Source organism: Neisseria sicca VK64, assembly GCF_000260655.1.
Lineage (GTDB): Bacteria > Pseudomonadota > Gammaproteobacteria > Burkholderiales > Neisseriaceae > Neisseria > Neisseria sicca_B.
In genome coordinates this window covers 1-11,824 of record NZ_AJMT01000024.1, presented here as the reverse complement: position 1 = coordinate 11,824, position 11,824 = coordinate 1, and the positions used below count along the sequence as shown (strand labels likewise).

13 protein-coding genes are annotated in these 11,824 nt (G+C 53.5%); 1 reads left to right on the top strand and 12 read right to left on the bottom strand.

Features of this window, described 5'->3' with window-relative positions; all coding sequences use genetic code 11:
- Window positions 1-146 precede the first annotated feature (146 nt).
- The gene (locus HMPREF1051_RS01800) at window positions 147-575 is read left to right on the top strand and encodes a hypothetical protein (RefSeq protein WP_003763534.1); all 429 of its coding nucleotides are present in this window, start codon (window positions 147-149) and stop codon (window positions 573-575) included.
- Window positions 576-835: 260 nt separating this feature from the next.
- Here HMPREF1051_RS01800 and HMPREF1051_RS01795 read toward each other — a convergent pair whose 3' ends face one another.
- From HMPREF1051_RS01795 to HMPREF1051_RS01740, 12 genes are all read right to left on the bottom strand, one after another.
- Window positions 836-1,300, bottom strand: a complete 465-nt coding sequence (locus HMPREF1051_RS01795) for a low molecular weight protein-tyrosine-phosphatase (protein WP_003763545.1) — start codon at window positions 1,298-1,300, stop codon at window positions 836-838.
- Between the two features lie 7 nt (window positions 1,301-1,307).
- A complete protein-coding gene (locus HMPREF1051_RS01790) occupies window positions 1,308-2,408 on the bottom strand; it encodes a hypothetical protein (RefSeq protein WP_003763537.1) in 1,101 nt (366 codons plus the stop codon).
- A 157-nt stretch (window positions 2,409-2,565) separates the two neighbouring features.
- Window positions 2,566-3,426, bottom strand: a complete 861-nt coding sequence (locus HMPREF1051_RS01785) for an ABC transporter ATP-binding protein (protein ID WP_003763558.1) — start codon at window positions 3,424-3,426, stop codon at window positions 2,566-2,568.
- The gene (locus HMPREF1051_RS01780) at window positions 3,413-4,276 is read right to left on the bottom strand and encodes an SDR family oxidoreductase (protein WP_003763554.1); all 864 of its coding nucleotides are present in this window, start codon (window positions 4,274-4,276) and stop codon (window positions 3,413-3,415) included. The genes HMPREF1051_RS01785 and HMPREF1051_RS01780 overlap by 14 nt, the downstream gene beginning before the upstream one ends.
- Window positions 4,277-4,487: 211 nt before the next feature.
- Window positions 4,488-5,777 carry a ferric reductase-like transmembrane domain-containing protein gene (locus HMPREF1051_RS01775; protein ID WP_003763538.1) on the bottom strand — a complete coding sequence of 430 codons (1,290 nt, stop codon included), beginning with the start codon at window positions 5,775-5,777 and terminating at the stop codon, window positions 4,488-4,490.
- Between the two features lie 154 nt (window positions 5,778-5,931).
- Window positions 5,932-7,011 carry a hypothetical protein gene (locus HMPREF1051_RS01770; RefSeq protein ID WP_003763535.1) on the bottom strand — a complete coding sequence of 360 codons (1,080 nt, stop codon included), beginning with the start codon at window positions 7,009-7,011 and terminating at the stop codon, window positions 5,932-5,934.
- A 21-nt stretch (window positions 7,012-7,032) separates the two neighbouring features.
- Window positions 7,033-7,479, bottom strand: coding sequence for a hypothetical protein (locus HMPREF1051_RS01765; RefSeq protein ID WP_003763540.1), 447 nt, complete (start codon window positions 7,477-7,479; stop codon window positions 7,033-7,035).
- Window positions 7,480-7,558: 79 nt separating this feature from the next.
- The gene (gene tehA / locus HMPREF1051_RS01760) at window positions 7,559-8,500 is read right to left on the bottom strand and encodes a dicarboxylate transporter/tellurite-resistance protein TehA (RefSeq protein WP_003763555.1); all 942 of its coding nucleotides are present in this window, start codon (window positions 8,498-8,500) and stop codon (window positions 7,559-7,561) included.
- A gap of 452 nt (window positions 8,501-8,952) precedes the next feature.
- On the bottom strand, window positions 8,953-9,351 hold the full coding sequence (locus tag HMPREF1051_RS01755) for a hypothetical protein (protein ID WP_003763550.1): 399 nt from the start codon (window positions 9,349-9,351) through the stop codon (window positions 8,953-8,955).
- A 59-nt stretch (window positions 9,352-9,410) separates the two neighbouring features.
- A complete protein-coding gene (locus HMPREF1051_RS01750) occupies window positions 9,411-10,160 on the bottom strand; it encodes a class I SAM-dependent methyltransferase (RefSeq protein ID WP_003763547.1) in 750 nt (249 codons plus the stop codon).
- A gap of 232 nt (window positions 10,161-10,392) precedes the next feature.
- Complete coding sequence (locus tag HMPREF1051_RS01745) at window positions 10,393-10,641, bottom strand: CsbD family protein (RefSeq protein WP_003763541.1); 249 nt, start codon at window positions 10,639-10,641, stop codon at window positions 10,393-10,395.
- A 128-nt stretch (window positions 10,642-10,769) separates the two neighbouring features.
- The coding region (locus HMPREF1051_RS01740; RefSeq protein ID WP_036491198.1) for a glycine betaine ABC transporter substrate-binding protein at window positions 10,770-11,824 on the bottom strand (1,055 nt) is incomplete at its 5' end.

Below are 11,824 nucleotides of genomic sequence, written 5' to 3'. Positions count from 1 at the left end.
TTCTCTAAGGTGCTGAAGCACCAAGTGAATCGGTTCCGTACTATCTGTACTGTCTGCGGCTTCGTCCGCCTTGTCCTGATTTAAATTTAATCCACTATGATGTCAATGGGCTTGAAAGTGCCGCTCTGAGGAGGTTTGGACGTATCGTGTTTTTTCAATTTCAAAACAAGCAACAGCGGGTTTTTTCTTTGTTGAGCGCGGCTGTTGTGATTGTCATCGTTATGACCTTATGGTCTTATGCTTGGGCGCAATATTTTGATTTAGGGGCGAATGAACCGAAGGAGGCGCTTGAGGTTGCAGGGTTTGGTCTGTTGGTGCAATTTTTCCTATGCCTGCCTTATCTTTATTTCAAGCGATATATGCCTGCCTCTCTTTGGGCGACATCGATTCTTAATGGCGCCTATCTGTTTTTGTATTGGAGCAATTCGACGCCGCTTTGCTGCGGTGATATGGGGCAAGGCTTGATGTCTATGCTGTTTATGTTTGTTTCGGGTGTATATTTCGTTGTCTCCTGTTTGGTGATTATTGCGTGTTTGCATGCTAAGAAGGTCAGGAAAATCGGACAGCCCTCATAATCCGGCATAGATATAGTGGATTAACTTTAAACCAGTACGGCGTTGCCTCGCCTTAGCTCAAAGAGAACGATTCTCTAAGGTGCTGAAGCACCAAGTGAATCGGTTCCGTACTATCTGTACTGTCTGCGGCTTCGTCGCCTTGTCCTGATTTAGTTAATCCACTATAAAGATAGGGAAAAAGGTCGTCTGAAACCCAAATTTGAGGTTTCAGACGACCTTTTTTATTGCGTTGCGTTCAACTTTAAACACTGCAAAGCGATTCAAACCAAACCCAGCTTTTTCAGCAGCGCGGTGCTGCCTGCGTCCACAAGCCTGAAGGTTTCGTCAAAGTCGCCGGTGTACCACGGGTCGGGGACGTGGCGGTAGCCGCTTTCGGGGATGAGGTCGGTGAGTTTGAAGATTTTGTCAGGGTGTTTGCCGAACATTTTTTCCAGTTCGGCAAGGTTGTTGTCGTCCATGGCGATGATGAAGTCGAATTCATCGAAATCTTCGGAACGCACTTTGCTGCTGGTAAAACCTTGATGGTCGATGCCGTGGGCCGCGAGGATTTTGCGCGTGCCTTGGTGCATGTTTTCGCCATCGTGCCAGCCGGATGTGCCAGCGCTGTCGGTGCGGACGCGGTGGGCTACGCCTGCTTCGCGGGCGCGGTGGCGCAGGACGTATTCCGCCATGGGGGAGCGGCAGATGTTGCCGAGGCAGACGAAGAGTACGGAATGGTTTTTCATAGGCAGTTTAGGCGTGTTCGGAGAAGAATGGGTTGTGTCCGTCCAGGGACAGGGACTGCGCGTAGGTCGGCAGGTCGGCATTTTCCGGCAAAACGTCGTGCAGGATGCGGATATGCTCGACGCGGCATTCCGCCATCAGGTCGAGGAAGTTGTGTTGGATGACGGCGATGTTGTCGGAAGACGAAAGGTTCCACACGAACACTTGCGGGACGACTTCAAACGCGCTGTCGGTTGCGTTGAAGCCGAACAGAATCTGCCCGCCCGCCCTTGCAGCGATGACGACGCCGACGCGCGGACTCTGCATGCGGATGGCGCGGATGGCGTTGGTGGCGAACACGTCCATCGCCATGCGCTGACGGGTGTGGCTGCCGTCGGTCAGGGCTTGGAGCGGGGTGTTCGGGGACAGCGGATTGGTGAAGAGGGTAACGCCGGTGGCGGCAAGGCTTTCCTGCCAAACCTGCATCAGCGGCAGGCCTGCCTGTTGCAGGTTGACGCCCAAGGCGGTTTGCAGGTTTTTGTCGCCGTAGCCCAACGCGTAAACGACGTGGACGGACTGTCCTTCGGGGCAGATCAGCGGTTTGTCTTCAAAGGTTTGCAGGAACGCGGCGGCGGATTCGCTGTTTTGTTTCGCGTTCCACCACTGTTCGGGCGTGATGCCGCTTAGGTCGTCTGAATGGGCGAGGAAGGGCAGCCATTGGGTGTTGTGCGTTAAAGCGCGCAAGTGGGGATAGTTGGACAGGCAGGCGGTCAGTGCCTCGGTAGGCAGCGTCAGGGGCAGCGATCGCTCCTGTTTGCAGCCGGCGACGATGACGACGGGCAGGGCAAACCATTGGGCTTCGTCTTCGTTTTCGGCGGATAAGACTTGATTGATGCTCTGCATCAGCGCGTTGTAAGTCTCTACATCGGGCGCCATGGTCATGGCGACGGATAAGTTGACGTAGTAGTTTTGATGAAGCTGGCTGCGGATTTCGGTTTGCAGCTGCCCCACGGCGATCTTGCGGGTTGCGGCGGTCGTGCCGTGTGCGAGCAGTGAGGCGTTTATCAGTAAATGGTTTTTAACCGGAGTCTGCGGATAAGGGCGTGTGTCGTGGAGGATGAAGGTATTCATATGGATATAAATCGGTGGTTGGTCTGGACAGCTCGGATTATAACAATATCGGGATACGGATTGGGAAAAGGTCGTCTGAAAACGACGCTTCGGCAGCGTTCAAACAAATATCGCAAGCTGCCTCAAACCATTTTGACGTTTTCAGACGACCCTTTTTCTAATTTTCTTTGTTTTCTTCTTTTGCCCAGTGTTCCCTTACCCGCGCTTTGCCGTCCGCGTCCAAACGGCGGTAAAGGTTGATGACTTCGTCGGCGGAGGTGGTGTTTTCCGGCTGCGCCGCGCCGAACAGGGAGCGCACATAATCATCCGCCGGATGGTTTTGAATATCCTGCGGCGTATCGACCTGCACCAGCCTGCCTTGGTGCATCACGCCGATGCGGCAGGCGAGTTTGGCGGCTTCGTTCATGTCGTGGGTAACGAAAACGATGGTGGTGCCGAGTTTTTTGTGTATCAGGGAAACCGTTTCCTGAAGGGAAGCGCGGGCAAGCGGGTCGAGGGCGGAAAAGGGTTCGTCCATCAGCAGGATGTCGGGTTTGGCGGCGATGGCGCGCAGGATGCCGATGCGCTGCTGTTCGCCGCCGGAAAGTTCGTGCGGATAGCGGTTTAGGTAGGTTTCGGGCGGCATGCCGACCAGCTCGAGCAGTTCGTTCACGCGCGATGTGCGCTTCGGCTTGTCCCAGCCTAAAATGTCGGGCATCAGCTCGATGTTTTGCCGCACGGTCATGTTGGGGAACAGGGCGATTTGTTGCAGCACATAACCGATGCGGTGGCGCAGCCCGCGGATGTCGTAATCTTTGATACGCCTGCCGTTGAAATAAACATCGCCGTCGGTCGGCTCGGTCAGCGCGTTAATCATGCGCAGCGTAGTGGATTTGCCGCTGCCCGAACCGCCCACCAACACGAAAAACTCGCCTTGGTAAATGGTCAGGTTCAGTTCGTTCACGGCGGTGTGGCTGTCGTAGCGTTTGCTGACGTTTTTGAATTCGATTAAGGGGGTGTTGTGTTCAGGCTGCATCATAAATATCCTTTACAACTTCGACAAAGCGGCGCGGCTCACGTTCCAACAATTTCGGCAGGCCGTCTGAAACGGCGGCAAGTTCGCCTTTGGCAATGGCGGTGTAGGTGGAAACCCATGCTTCAATCTGCCAGTCGGGCGCGTCAGGGTACGCGGCTTTGCGGCTGGCGAAGGCTTCTTCTAGGGTTTCGTTGTGGTAGAGGTGTGGTTTGCCGGTAATTTCGGTTAGGACGGCGGCTATTTCAGCGAAGTTTAATGATTGGGAACCTGTCAGCGTGTAGGTCTGATTGTCGTGGCGGTGGTTGTCGCATGCGATGTCGGCGATGACGTTTGCCGCCGCTTGGGCGACATCGCGCTGCGAAACGCAGGCAACGCGCCCGTCGTCGGCAGGACCTGCGATGATGCCGTCTGCGTTGGCAATCGTTGCCATCATCTCGCTGTAAAAATTGTCGCGCAGAAAGGTGTAGCGCATATTTGTTTGCCGGATTGCATTTTCGGTAACCGCATGAGTGCGCGCCAGCGTGAAGGTGCTGTCCAACGCCGCCTGCGCAAAAGAGAGATAGACCATGTGTTGCACGCCCGCTTCCGAAGCAGCCTGCACCAAAGTCAAATGCTCTTGCTCACGCGTCGGGCTTTCGGCGGCGGACACCATAAACAGCACGTCCACCCCGTTTAACGCCTGTTTGGCAAGCTCCAAATCACCATAGGCAAACCGCCGCGCCTCGCAGTTCGGCAGGTCGGGTGCTTTGGCGGGGTTGCGCAGCGGCAGGATAAGCGGCAGACCGCGTGTGTTCAGATGACGGGCGACCATGCCGCCGATGTTGCCGCTGGAACCAGTGATGGCGATGTTCATGAGGAATTCCTTGGGAAGTGGAGGAAAATGATAGGGGAAGGGTAGCTGAAAAAGTGGTTTTAGTGTAGACGGATTTTCAGACCACCTTTTAGAAGTAGTAAAGGTCGTCTGAAAAGCAAAAAACAGTCCACAACTTCGTTTTGAAGGTGTGGACTATTTTGTTTGGGCTAGGTTAGGGCTGTATTTCACGCTGCCCTATATTTGCAACTGTTTAGCGGAATTCGAAGAATTCCAAATGTTGCGACCGCGTTTTCAGGCTGCCTGAGATGCTGCGTGTGAAACTGCGGCTGCCGCAGAGCCACAGGCTGCGGTTTGTGCTGTCGCGGACGGTCTGACTGATATGTTCGGCGGTGAGCCTTTGGGTTTCGGAGGGGATATAGTGGAAATTGACATTGGCTTGTTGCGCTAAATTTTGCCAGTGGGCTAATGTTTCGGCAGGCAGGTTTCTATCGGCATGAAACCAGTCTGTCGGCTGGGTGGCGGGCTGTTTGGCCAGTTCATTGAGTCGTGCGAGAAATGGGGTAAAACCGATACCGTTGCTGACCCAGATTTGCGCTTGTCCATCGGAAAAGTCGAATCGTCCGTATGCGCCGTCGATTTGCACGGTGTCGCCGATATTCAGGCGCTGCGGCAGGCGGCGGGTGTAGTCGCCCAAGTCTTTGATCACGAGCGTGAGCTGTTGGTTATCAGGCTGCCAGTCGGAGGCGATGGTAAAGGGGTGGCTTTCTCCGTGTGCGCGTAAAAAGAGGAATTGTCCTGCGCGGTGTCCTTGCCATTTTGGGGCATTCAGGGTCAGGGAAAGTAGGTTGCCGTTTTGATTTAGGGAGGATACGGTGGCGTTTTGCGGGTTGCCGATGCGTTTGAATAGGGCAATCAGCGAGCAGGCGATGCCTGAAAGTAAGGCGGCGATGAGCAGCCATCCCAGCGGTTGCGACCAATAGGCAAAATTTGCCAGTACGATGGCGTGCCATACGAGCGCGAGATAAACGGGGACGATAAGTATGTGGAGTTTGGCAAACCAGCGGTAGGGTATACGTTTGATGAGGGCGGCGATAAGCAGGACGAGGGCAACATAAAAAGCGATTTCGCCAACTTCTTCGGCAAAGTGGCGTTGGGTAGCCAGCCAATCTTTTAATGTCAATATTTCCTGCATCGGAGGGCGCGGCGGCTTTTTGCCGTCAATCAGACCAAGCGCGATAAGCCATTTGGGGAATTGTTTGCAGGTCCAATGCAGGATGCTGCCTGAAAAGGCAATGATGCCGAGCCATTTGTGCAGGCGGTACATTTTGTCCAGCCCGCCGAGCGGGGTTTCGAGTATTTTGGGACGCACGGCAAGTATCAGGCAGGCACTCATGGCCAGTATGCTGATGGTGCCAGTTAGTTGTAGCAATAGGTTGCGTACGGGAAATACGCCCCACTGGTCTGGAAATGATGTAGCAAGCAGCCATAAAGCGAATATGCCGCCGAAAAATATGGCTAAGGTAAATTTAATGTTTTTCATGGTAGTGGTCCTTACGGATGGGAATATGAAGCGGTCTGCGCCGTTTGTGGGGATTGTATGTGGGGAAAATTAGGTGGAAATTATTGGTGTGGGGCAGGGTGGGAAGGGTTTACCTGTTGAGGTCGTCTGAAAAGTTTAAAACAACCTGACCTTTTCAGACGACCTGAAAAGCAGCAACCCGTTTCATCGGCCATGATTCCGTTGTCCAAACGCGTTCAAATTCTTCGGCGAAACCGTGTTGTGCGGCGTAGGTTTGCAATTGTTGCAGCCAGGTTTTCGGGGCGATGTCGGCGGCGGCGCGGGTGGTGTGCAGCAGGTAGGGGCGGGTATCGAAAGCTTGGACGATGTTTTGGCTGACGGCGTTTAAGGCTTGGGGATTGTGGTCGGTTTGTTTGGCGATTTTTTCGTATTGCGACAGGGCGGCGGTTTTTGCGGTTTCGTGTTCGGCGACGGTTTGCGGGCTGTTTCGGGCGGTGGTGGCCTGGATGGTAATCAGGGGCGGCAGTTGCCCTTCGGTAAGCGCGGCGGCGAGGCGCAGGTGTCCGTCTAAAATCAGCCAGCGGTCGGACAGGGCGGGAAGTTCGTACACCAAGACGGGCGGCAGTTGGTTTTGCCGTGCGCGTTTGCGCCAATATTTCAGACGACCGTCTTCGGTGTGGTGGGTTTTCAGGGCGATGAAGCGTTCGGCTTGGGTATAAAAATTGTTGTCCAGCGCGTCGAAACGGCTGCCTGAAAACAGCCATTTATGGTAGTTTTCGTCGGTTTCAGGCTGCCCTACGGCGGTGTCGTGCCAGCATTCGCCCCATTGCGGGGGCAGGGTTTGGGCGGGGCGGTAGTCGAAGTGCCATTCGCCGATGCCAAACAGTCCTGCGTTGTGGGCGGCGAGTTGTTCGATGAAATATTTGTTCCACAACAGGCCTTGCTTTGCGGCGGGTTGGCGGGCGATGTGTTCGTTTGCGCGGCTGCCGATGTGCCCGACGGGTTGGTATGCCTGCCAGCGTTCGGCGTAGCTGCGGACGAGGTAAACGTCGTATAAATCGTGGCTGTGGAACGACCAGAACACGGGTTCATCGTGGCAAGTCAGGCTGAGGCTGATGCCGTCGGGTGTGTGGAGTTTCAGGCAGCCTTGCGTTTGACGGTCGATATGCAGGGCGAGGCTGTTTGGGGAGGTGGGATTATGGGTCAGGTTGCCGCTGTATTGTTCCAGCGCGGCGGTTAGCGATTGGTAGTGCATGGGGTGTCCTTTGAAAGGCGTTCAGCGATAACTGATGACGATCATCGTACTGCCGTCTTTATTGTGGTAATACGCGCCCGCATTGCCCCAGGCGAATTGACGGCATTTGCCAGATGCCGATGTTTCAATGGCGCAAGGGGCGTCGCCCAGTTGTTTATCCAGCCATCGATCAAACTGTTTTCTACGTTGCAATTCGCGCTCCTCCGACCATGCTGCCCAGCTATTGTCCTCGCCTATCGGGCAGAAGAATATGGATAAGCGCTCCAGCCGCTGCTGCTCGAACCGAGCGGTAAGGGTGTATTGTTCAGACTGTTTGGTAAATGACAAACTGAAAAATGTTATTCCCGCTTGCAGATGATTCGGGCTGGATTTTGGGAAGGATGCAATCCAGTCATCAAGCGTGGTGTGTGCGCCAATAATGTTGCCGTCCGGCAGGATGATGCTGCCGTTTTCAGGGTTTATCTTCATCGGTTTGAATTTCCAAATGTAGTTTTCAGACGACCTGAGATCATGTCCGTTTTATCACGCCTTTAAGCCGCAAGATTTTTCATTTCACCCACAACCGTCCCTGTCTCGCCAAATTCAAAGTCGCCAGCAACAGCAGCATCACCAAGCCGGAGCCTGCGGTGGCGAGGAAATAGCCTAAAAACAGTAAACGCTGTTCGGCAATCAAATGGAAACCGCAGCCCGTCATTGCCGCCAAACCGAACGAGAAACCCCAAAAGCTAGGGCTGAAACCCTGTTCCAGCATCCAAGGCAGAAGGCGCAGCAGTAGCAGGAATTGCAGGCAGCCGTAGCCGATTAAAAGCAGCGCGAAGGCATCGATGTGCCCGCCCGATACGGCGAAATAGGCGCCGCAGCCGACAAAAGCGGGCGCAAGCTGAATGCCGACAATACCGCGCACAGGGGCGTTGACGGGTGTGCCGGTACGCAAACGGCTCAATATGGCGGCTTCCAAGCTAAGCCATGAAAACATCCCCGCGCCCAAAAACAGCCAGGCGTAATCCGACCAACCCAATGCCGCCATTGCGGTCGCGCTGACAAAATTGGTGGCAACGGTGGGCAGGTAAACAATCGGCGTGGTGGCGTCAAGGGTATGGACGCCGCGCCACAAGCCGCCTGCGCGGTACATGGCAAATGCCAACTGTCCCGCCGTTCCCAGCAAAATCAACCCTTTTGCCAGTAGCGTTTGATAGGGTAAGGCTGCCAAACCTGCCAGCATCGTGGTAATCGGAATCGCGCTGATGAAGCAGCATTGCACCAAATCCTGCAAATCCTGCAAAAATTCGGGGCGGAAAAAACGGATTTTGATGATATAGGCAATGACCAGCAGCAGCCAAAGCGCAAAGGCGGCGGCTAAAAGCGTTTCCGCAGCCCAATGCGGCAAAAGCCCGATATGCGCGCCGTAACGCCAAGACAAACCGAGCGCGAAAAGTCCCAACGGCATGCTGAAATAGCTGAGGGGGACGGGAAATTTTTTGGTACTCATGACAATGTGTGTGTTAAGGAAAGGCGGTAGTATAGCCGATTCAAATCGGTAAGCGCAGCTTGGGTCGAGACCCGATAAAGACGTTAAATTTGCCTGAGACATTGGGTTTCAGCATGAGCCGTATCGGGTATGGATATGCTGATGTTTGAGTTTATAGATGCGGTTTTCAGACGACCTTGTCAGATTCCGAGGTCGTCTGAAAAAGTATAGTGGATTGACTTTAAAGCAGTACGGCGTTGCCTCGCCTTAGCTCAAAGAGAACGATTCTCTAAGGTGCTGAAGCACCAAGTGAATCGGTTCCGTACTATCTGTACTGTCTGCGGCTTCGTCGCCTTGTCCTGATTTAAATTTAATCCACTATAAATGTGTTTTCAGACGACCTTTAAAGGCAGCCTGCACTTTTAAACGGCCTTAAGCGCTATCCGCCCTGCCTGGGCGGCGGCGCGGTTTTTTTAGTACGCGCCCCACAGCATCAGCAGGGCGCACAATAAAAACAATATCCACTGGCCGAGTAGGAAATAATTTTTGCCGCGCGCACCGGCCATTTTAAGCTGTATCAGCCACACGGTGCACCACAGGCCCAGATAAACGGCAACAAAACGGGCAGCGGCGGCTTCCATACCGTCGAAAATCCGTGTGAACGCAAGCAGGCAGGCTGTGGCGGCCAGCAACAGCAAATCTACGCTGACCAACTGGAAGATGCACACAGCCTGCATCCAGTTGCGCGTACCCTGTTGCGTGCTGTTTTCTGCATCGGGTTTCAGACTTAAGGTTTCGCGGGTGCCGACAAAAAGATGGGCAAAAAATGCCACGGCCAACAGCAGGGCGGCGGCCGCAAAGGGAATGTTCATGTTATGCTCCGATTTTGATGGTTTGGCATATTTCTTCTCGATTGCGTTTATGGCGTTTTTCAAACAGGTTTGCGGAAGGTAATGCAGTAAAAGCGGTTGCCCCACAGCAGTCGCGTTTTCTTTTCCTGTGCGGTTTCGGGGATGCAGTTTTCGATTTGTGTCAGGTCGAAATCGGTGTCTTGGAAGTAGTTCCGCGTGAATAGGCTTTTTTTGTATTGTTGTTGGATGAAGTCAGTGGTTTCGTCTGCAATCATGATTTTGGTGCCGGGTTTGGCGACGCGCAGCATTTCGTTGATGGCTTTTTGCTTGTCACTGAAAAAATTGATGCCGCCCACATGGAATACGACGTCGAACATATTGTCGGCAAAAGGTAAGTCTTCGGCGTTGCAGTGTACCAAGTCCAAGCCTGCCGCTTTTTTCCGCCATACGTCGCGGCAGCGTTCCAACATGCCGAGCGACAGGTCGGCGCCGGTCAAGTCCAGCGTGGAGGGGTCGATGTTGGCGGGCAGGTAGTTTAAGTCGGTACCTGTGCCGATGGAGACGTAGAGCGCGGTGCAGTCCTGCCGCCATTCCAGTTCGCCCATCAGGCTGCGCCGCATTTCGTTGATGCTGTTGCCGTATCTGAAGCGGGCTATCCAGCGTTCGCCGAAATCGTACCAACGGGCGAGGCGGTTGTACATGTTCATGTATTTGGCGTTGTCGCCCGTGACGTTGTCGGAGTCGAGGCACAACAGGATGTCGTCTTGTTCGGGCGGAAGCGGGTTTTGCAGGGCGGGTTTGAGTTTTTGGATGAGCTTGGCGGAAGGCATGGTGCTTCTCCTGTTGAGGGTTGAGCGATGCGTATCTCGAGTCGGGATTCGGTAAAATCGTTAAAGCATTAGATTCATCTATCTAATTTATCCGGCGGGGTCGTCTGAAGCTTGATTGAATGTGGAACAGGCGATTTTAGGGTGGCTGCGCCGTTGCTATGTTGATTGAAATAAAGGCCGTCTGAAATCGTGTTTCAAACGGCCTTTTGACATAGTTTAAGACAAGAGGGGATTAGAACTTGCTTTTGATGTCGTCAATCAGGTTTTCGGCTTTTTCTTTTGCCTCGTCAACCAGATGTCCTGCTTCTTCTTTGCCTTTTTTCAATACGTCGCTTGCTTTTTCCTCAATGTCGGCGGCAACTTCTTTGACTTTGCCGATGCCTTGTTGGATTACGCCTTCTGCTTGGAGTTTGGAGTCGTTTAACAGTTCTCCGGCTTTTTCTTTTACATTACCGCTGATTTGGTCTAATTTGCCGCTCATGATCCATTTCCTTGATGTTTATATTGATCGAGAACCCACTATAGTCTAATCAACGGCTTATTGCAACTTGAGGGGTCGTCTGAAAATCTGTTTCAACAAAATGAAAACCGTTTTTCAGACGACCTGAATCATTTGCCCTTATCGTTTATCAAACCGTTTTTCTGCAAATAATCCCGCGCTACGTCCGCCGGTTTTTCTCCGCCTACTTTCACGCGGTAGTTCATTTCGGTCATTTCGGCTTCGCTGATTTTGCCTGCCAGTTTGTTCAATGCGTTCACGATGTCGGGATGCTGTTCGGCAAACTCGGTTTTCATCAGCGGCGCGCCTTGGTAGGAGGGAAACAGGGCGATGTTGTCTGAAAGGACGGTGAGGCGGTATTGTTTGAGGTCGCTATCGGTGGAATAGGCCTCGACGAGGTCGATTTTGCCGTTTAGGAGGGCGGTGTAGCGCAGGGCGGGTTCGAGCGTCGAGAGGTGGCTAAACTGTATGCCGTGTTGTTGCAGGCCTTTGTAACCGTCGGCGCGGTCGGTAAATTCGAGGGTAAAGCCGGCGCGGATTTGGTTCTGCACGCGTTTGAGGTCGGATATTTTGTGCAGATTGTGCGCGGCGGCGTAGTCTTGACTGACGGCGAGGGCGTAGGTGTTTTGGTATGCCATCGGCGGCAAAAAGGTCAGCCGGTGCTGTCGGACGAGCAGGTCTTTGGCGGTTTGGTAGGTCTGTTCGGGGGAAAGGCGGCGGTTTTGCTGTTCGGCAGGGACTTTGACCAGACTTTCGAGGACGGTACCGGTAAATTCGGGGTAGATGTCGATTTCGCCGCTTTTTAATGCGTTGAACAGAAATGAAGTTTTGCCGAAATTGGGTTTAAGCATCACTTGCGCGCGCGGATTATTTTCTTCAATCAACTGTTTGTACATATTGATGAGGATGTCGGGTTCGCTGCCGAGCTTGCCTGCGATGGTGATTTTTTGTGCGGATGGGTTCGTTTGAAAAATCGGTGCCAAACCGATGGCGATAAGGATGGCAAGTAGGGCAGCGGTAATCGGCATTTTGTGTTTCGATTTTTGCAGTATGCCGATGCCGCCGCTGACCAATACGGCGAGCAGGGCGGACAGCAACGCGCCGGTAAACGTCATCGCCATGTTGTTGCGGTCGATGCCGAGCAAAATCAGGTTGCCCAAACCGC

Bases quoted from the DNA above. Each gene is read 5' to 3' on its own strand.
- HMPREF1051_RS01795 (WP_003763545.1), bottom strand. From the start codon at position 1,300: ATGAAAAACCATTCCGTACTCTTCGTCTGCCTCGGCAACATCTGCCGC.
- tehA (WP_003763555.1), bottom strand. From the start codon at position 8,500: ATGAGTACCAAAAAATTTCCCGTCCCCCTCAGCTATTTCAGCATGCCG.
- HMPREF1051_RS01785 (WP_003763558.1), bottom strand. From the start codon at position 3,426: ATGATGCAGCCTGAACACAACACCCCCTTAATCGAATTCAAAAACGTC.
- HMPREF1051_RS01780 (WP_003763554.1), bottom strand. From the start codon at position 4,276: ATGAACATCGCCATCACTGGTTCCAGCGGCAACATCGGCGGCATGGTC.
- HMPREF1051_RS01745 (WP_003763541.1), bottom strand. From the start codon at position 10,641: ATGAGCGGCAAATTAGACCAAATCAGCGGTAATGTAAAAGAAAAAGCC.
- HMPREF1051_RS01770 (WP_003763535.1), bottom strand. From the start codon at position 7,011: ATGCACTACCAATCGCTAACCGCCGCGCTGGAACAATACAGCGGCAAC.
- HMPREF1051_RS01775 (WP_003763538.1), bottom strand. From the start codon at position 5,777: ATGAAAAACATTAAATTTACCTTAGCCATATTTTTCGGCGGCATATTC.
- HMPREF1051_RS01765 (WP_003763540.1), bottom strand. From the start codon at position 7,479: ATGAAGATAAACCCTGAAAACGGCAGCATCATCCTGCCGGACGGCAAC.
- HMPREF1051_RS01755 (WP_003763550.1), bottom strand. From the start codon at position 9,351: ATGAACATTCCCTTTGCGGCCGCCGCCCTGCTGTTGGCCGTGGCATTT.
- HMPREF1051_RS01750 (WP_003763547.1), bottom strand. From the start codon at position 10,160: ATGCCTTCCGCCAAGCTCATCCAAAAACTCAAACCCGCCCTGCAAAAC.
- HMPREF1051_RS01790 (WP_003763537.1), bottom strand. From the start codon at position 2,408: ATGAATACCTTCATCCTCCACGACACACGCCCTTATCCGCAGACTCCG.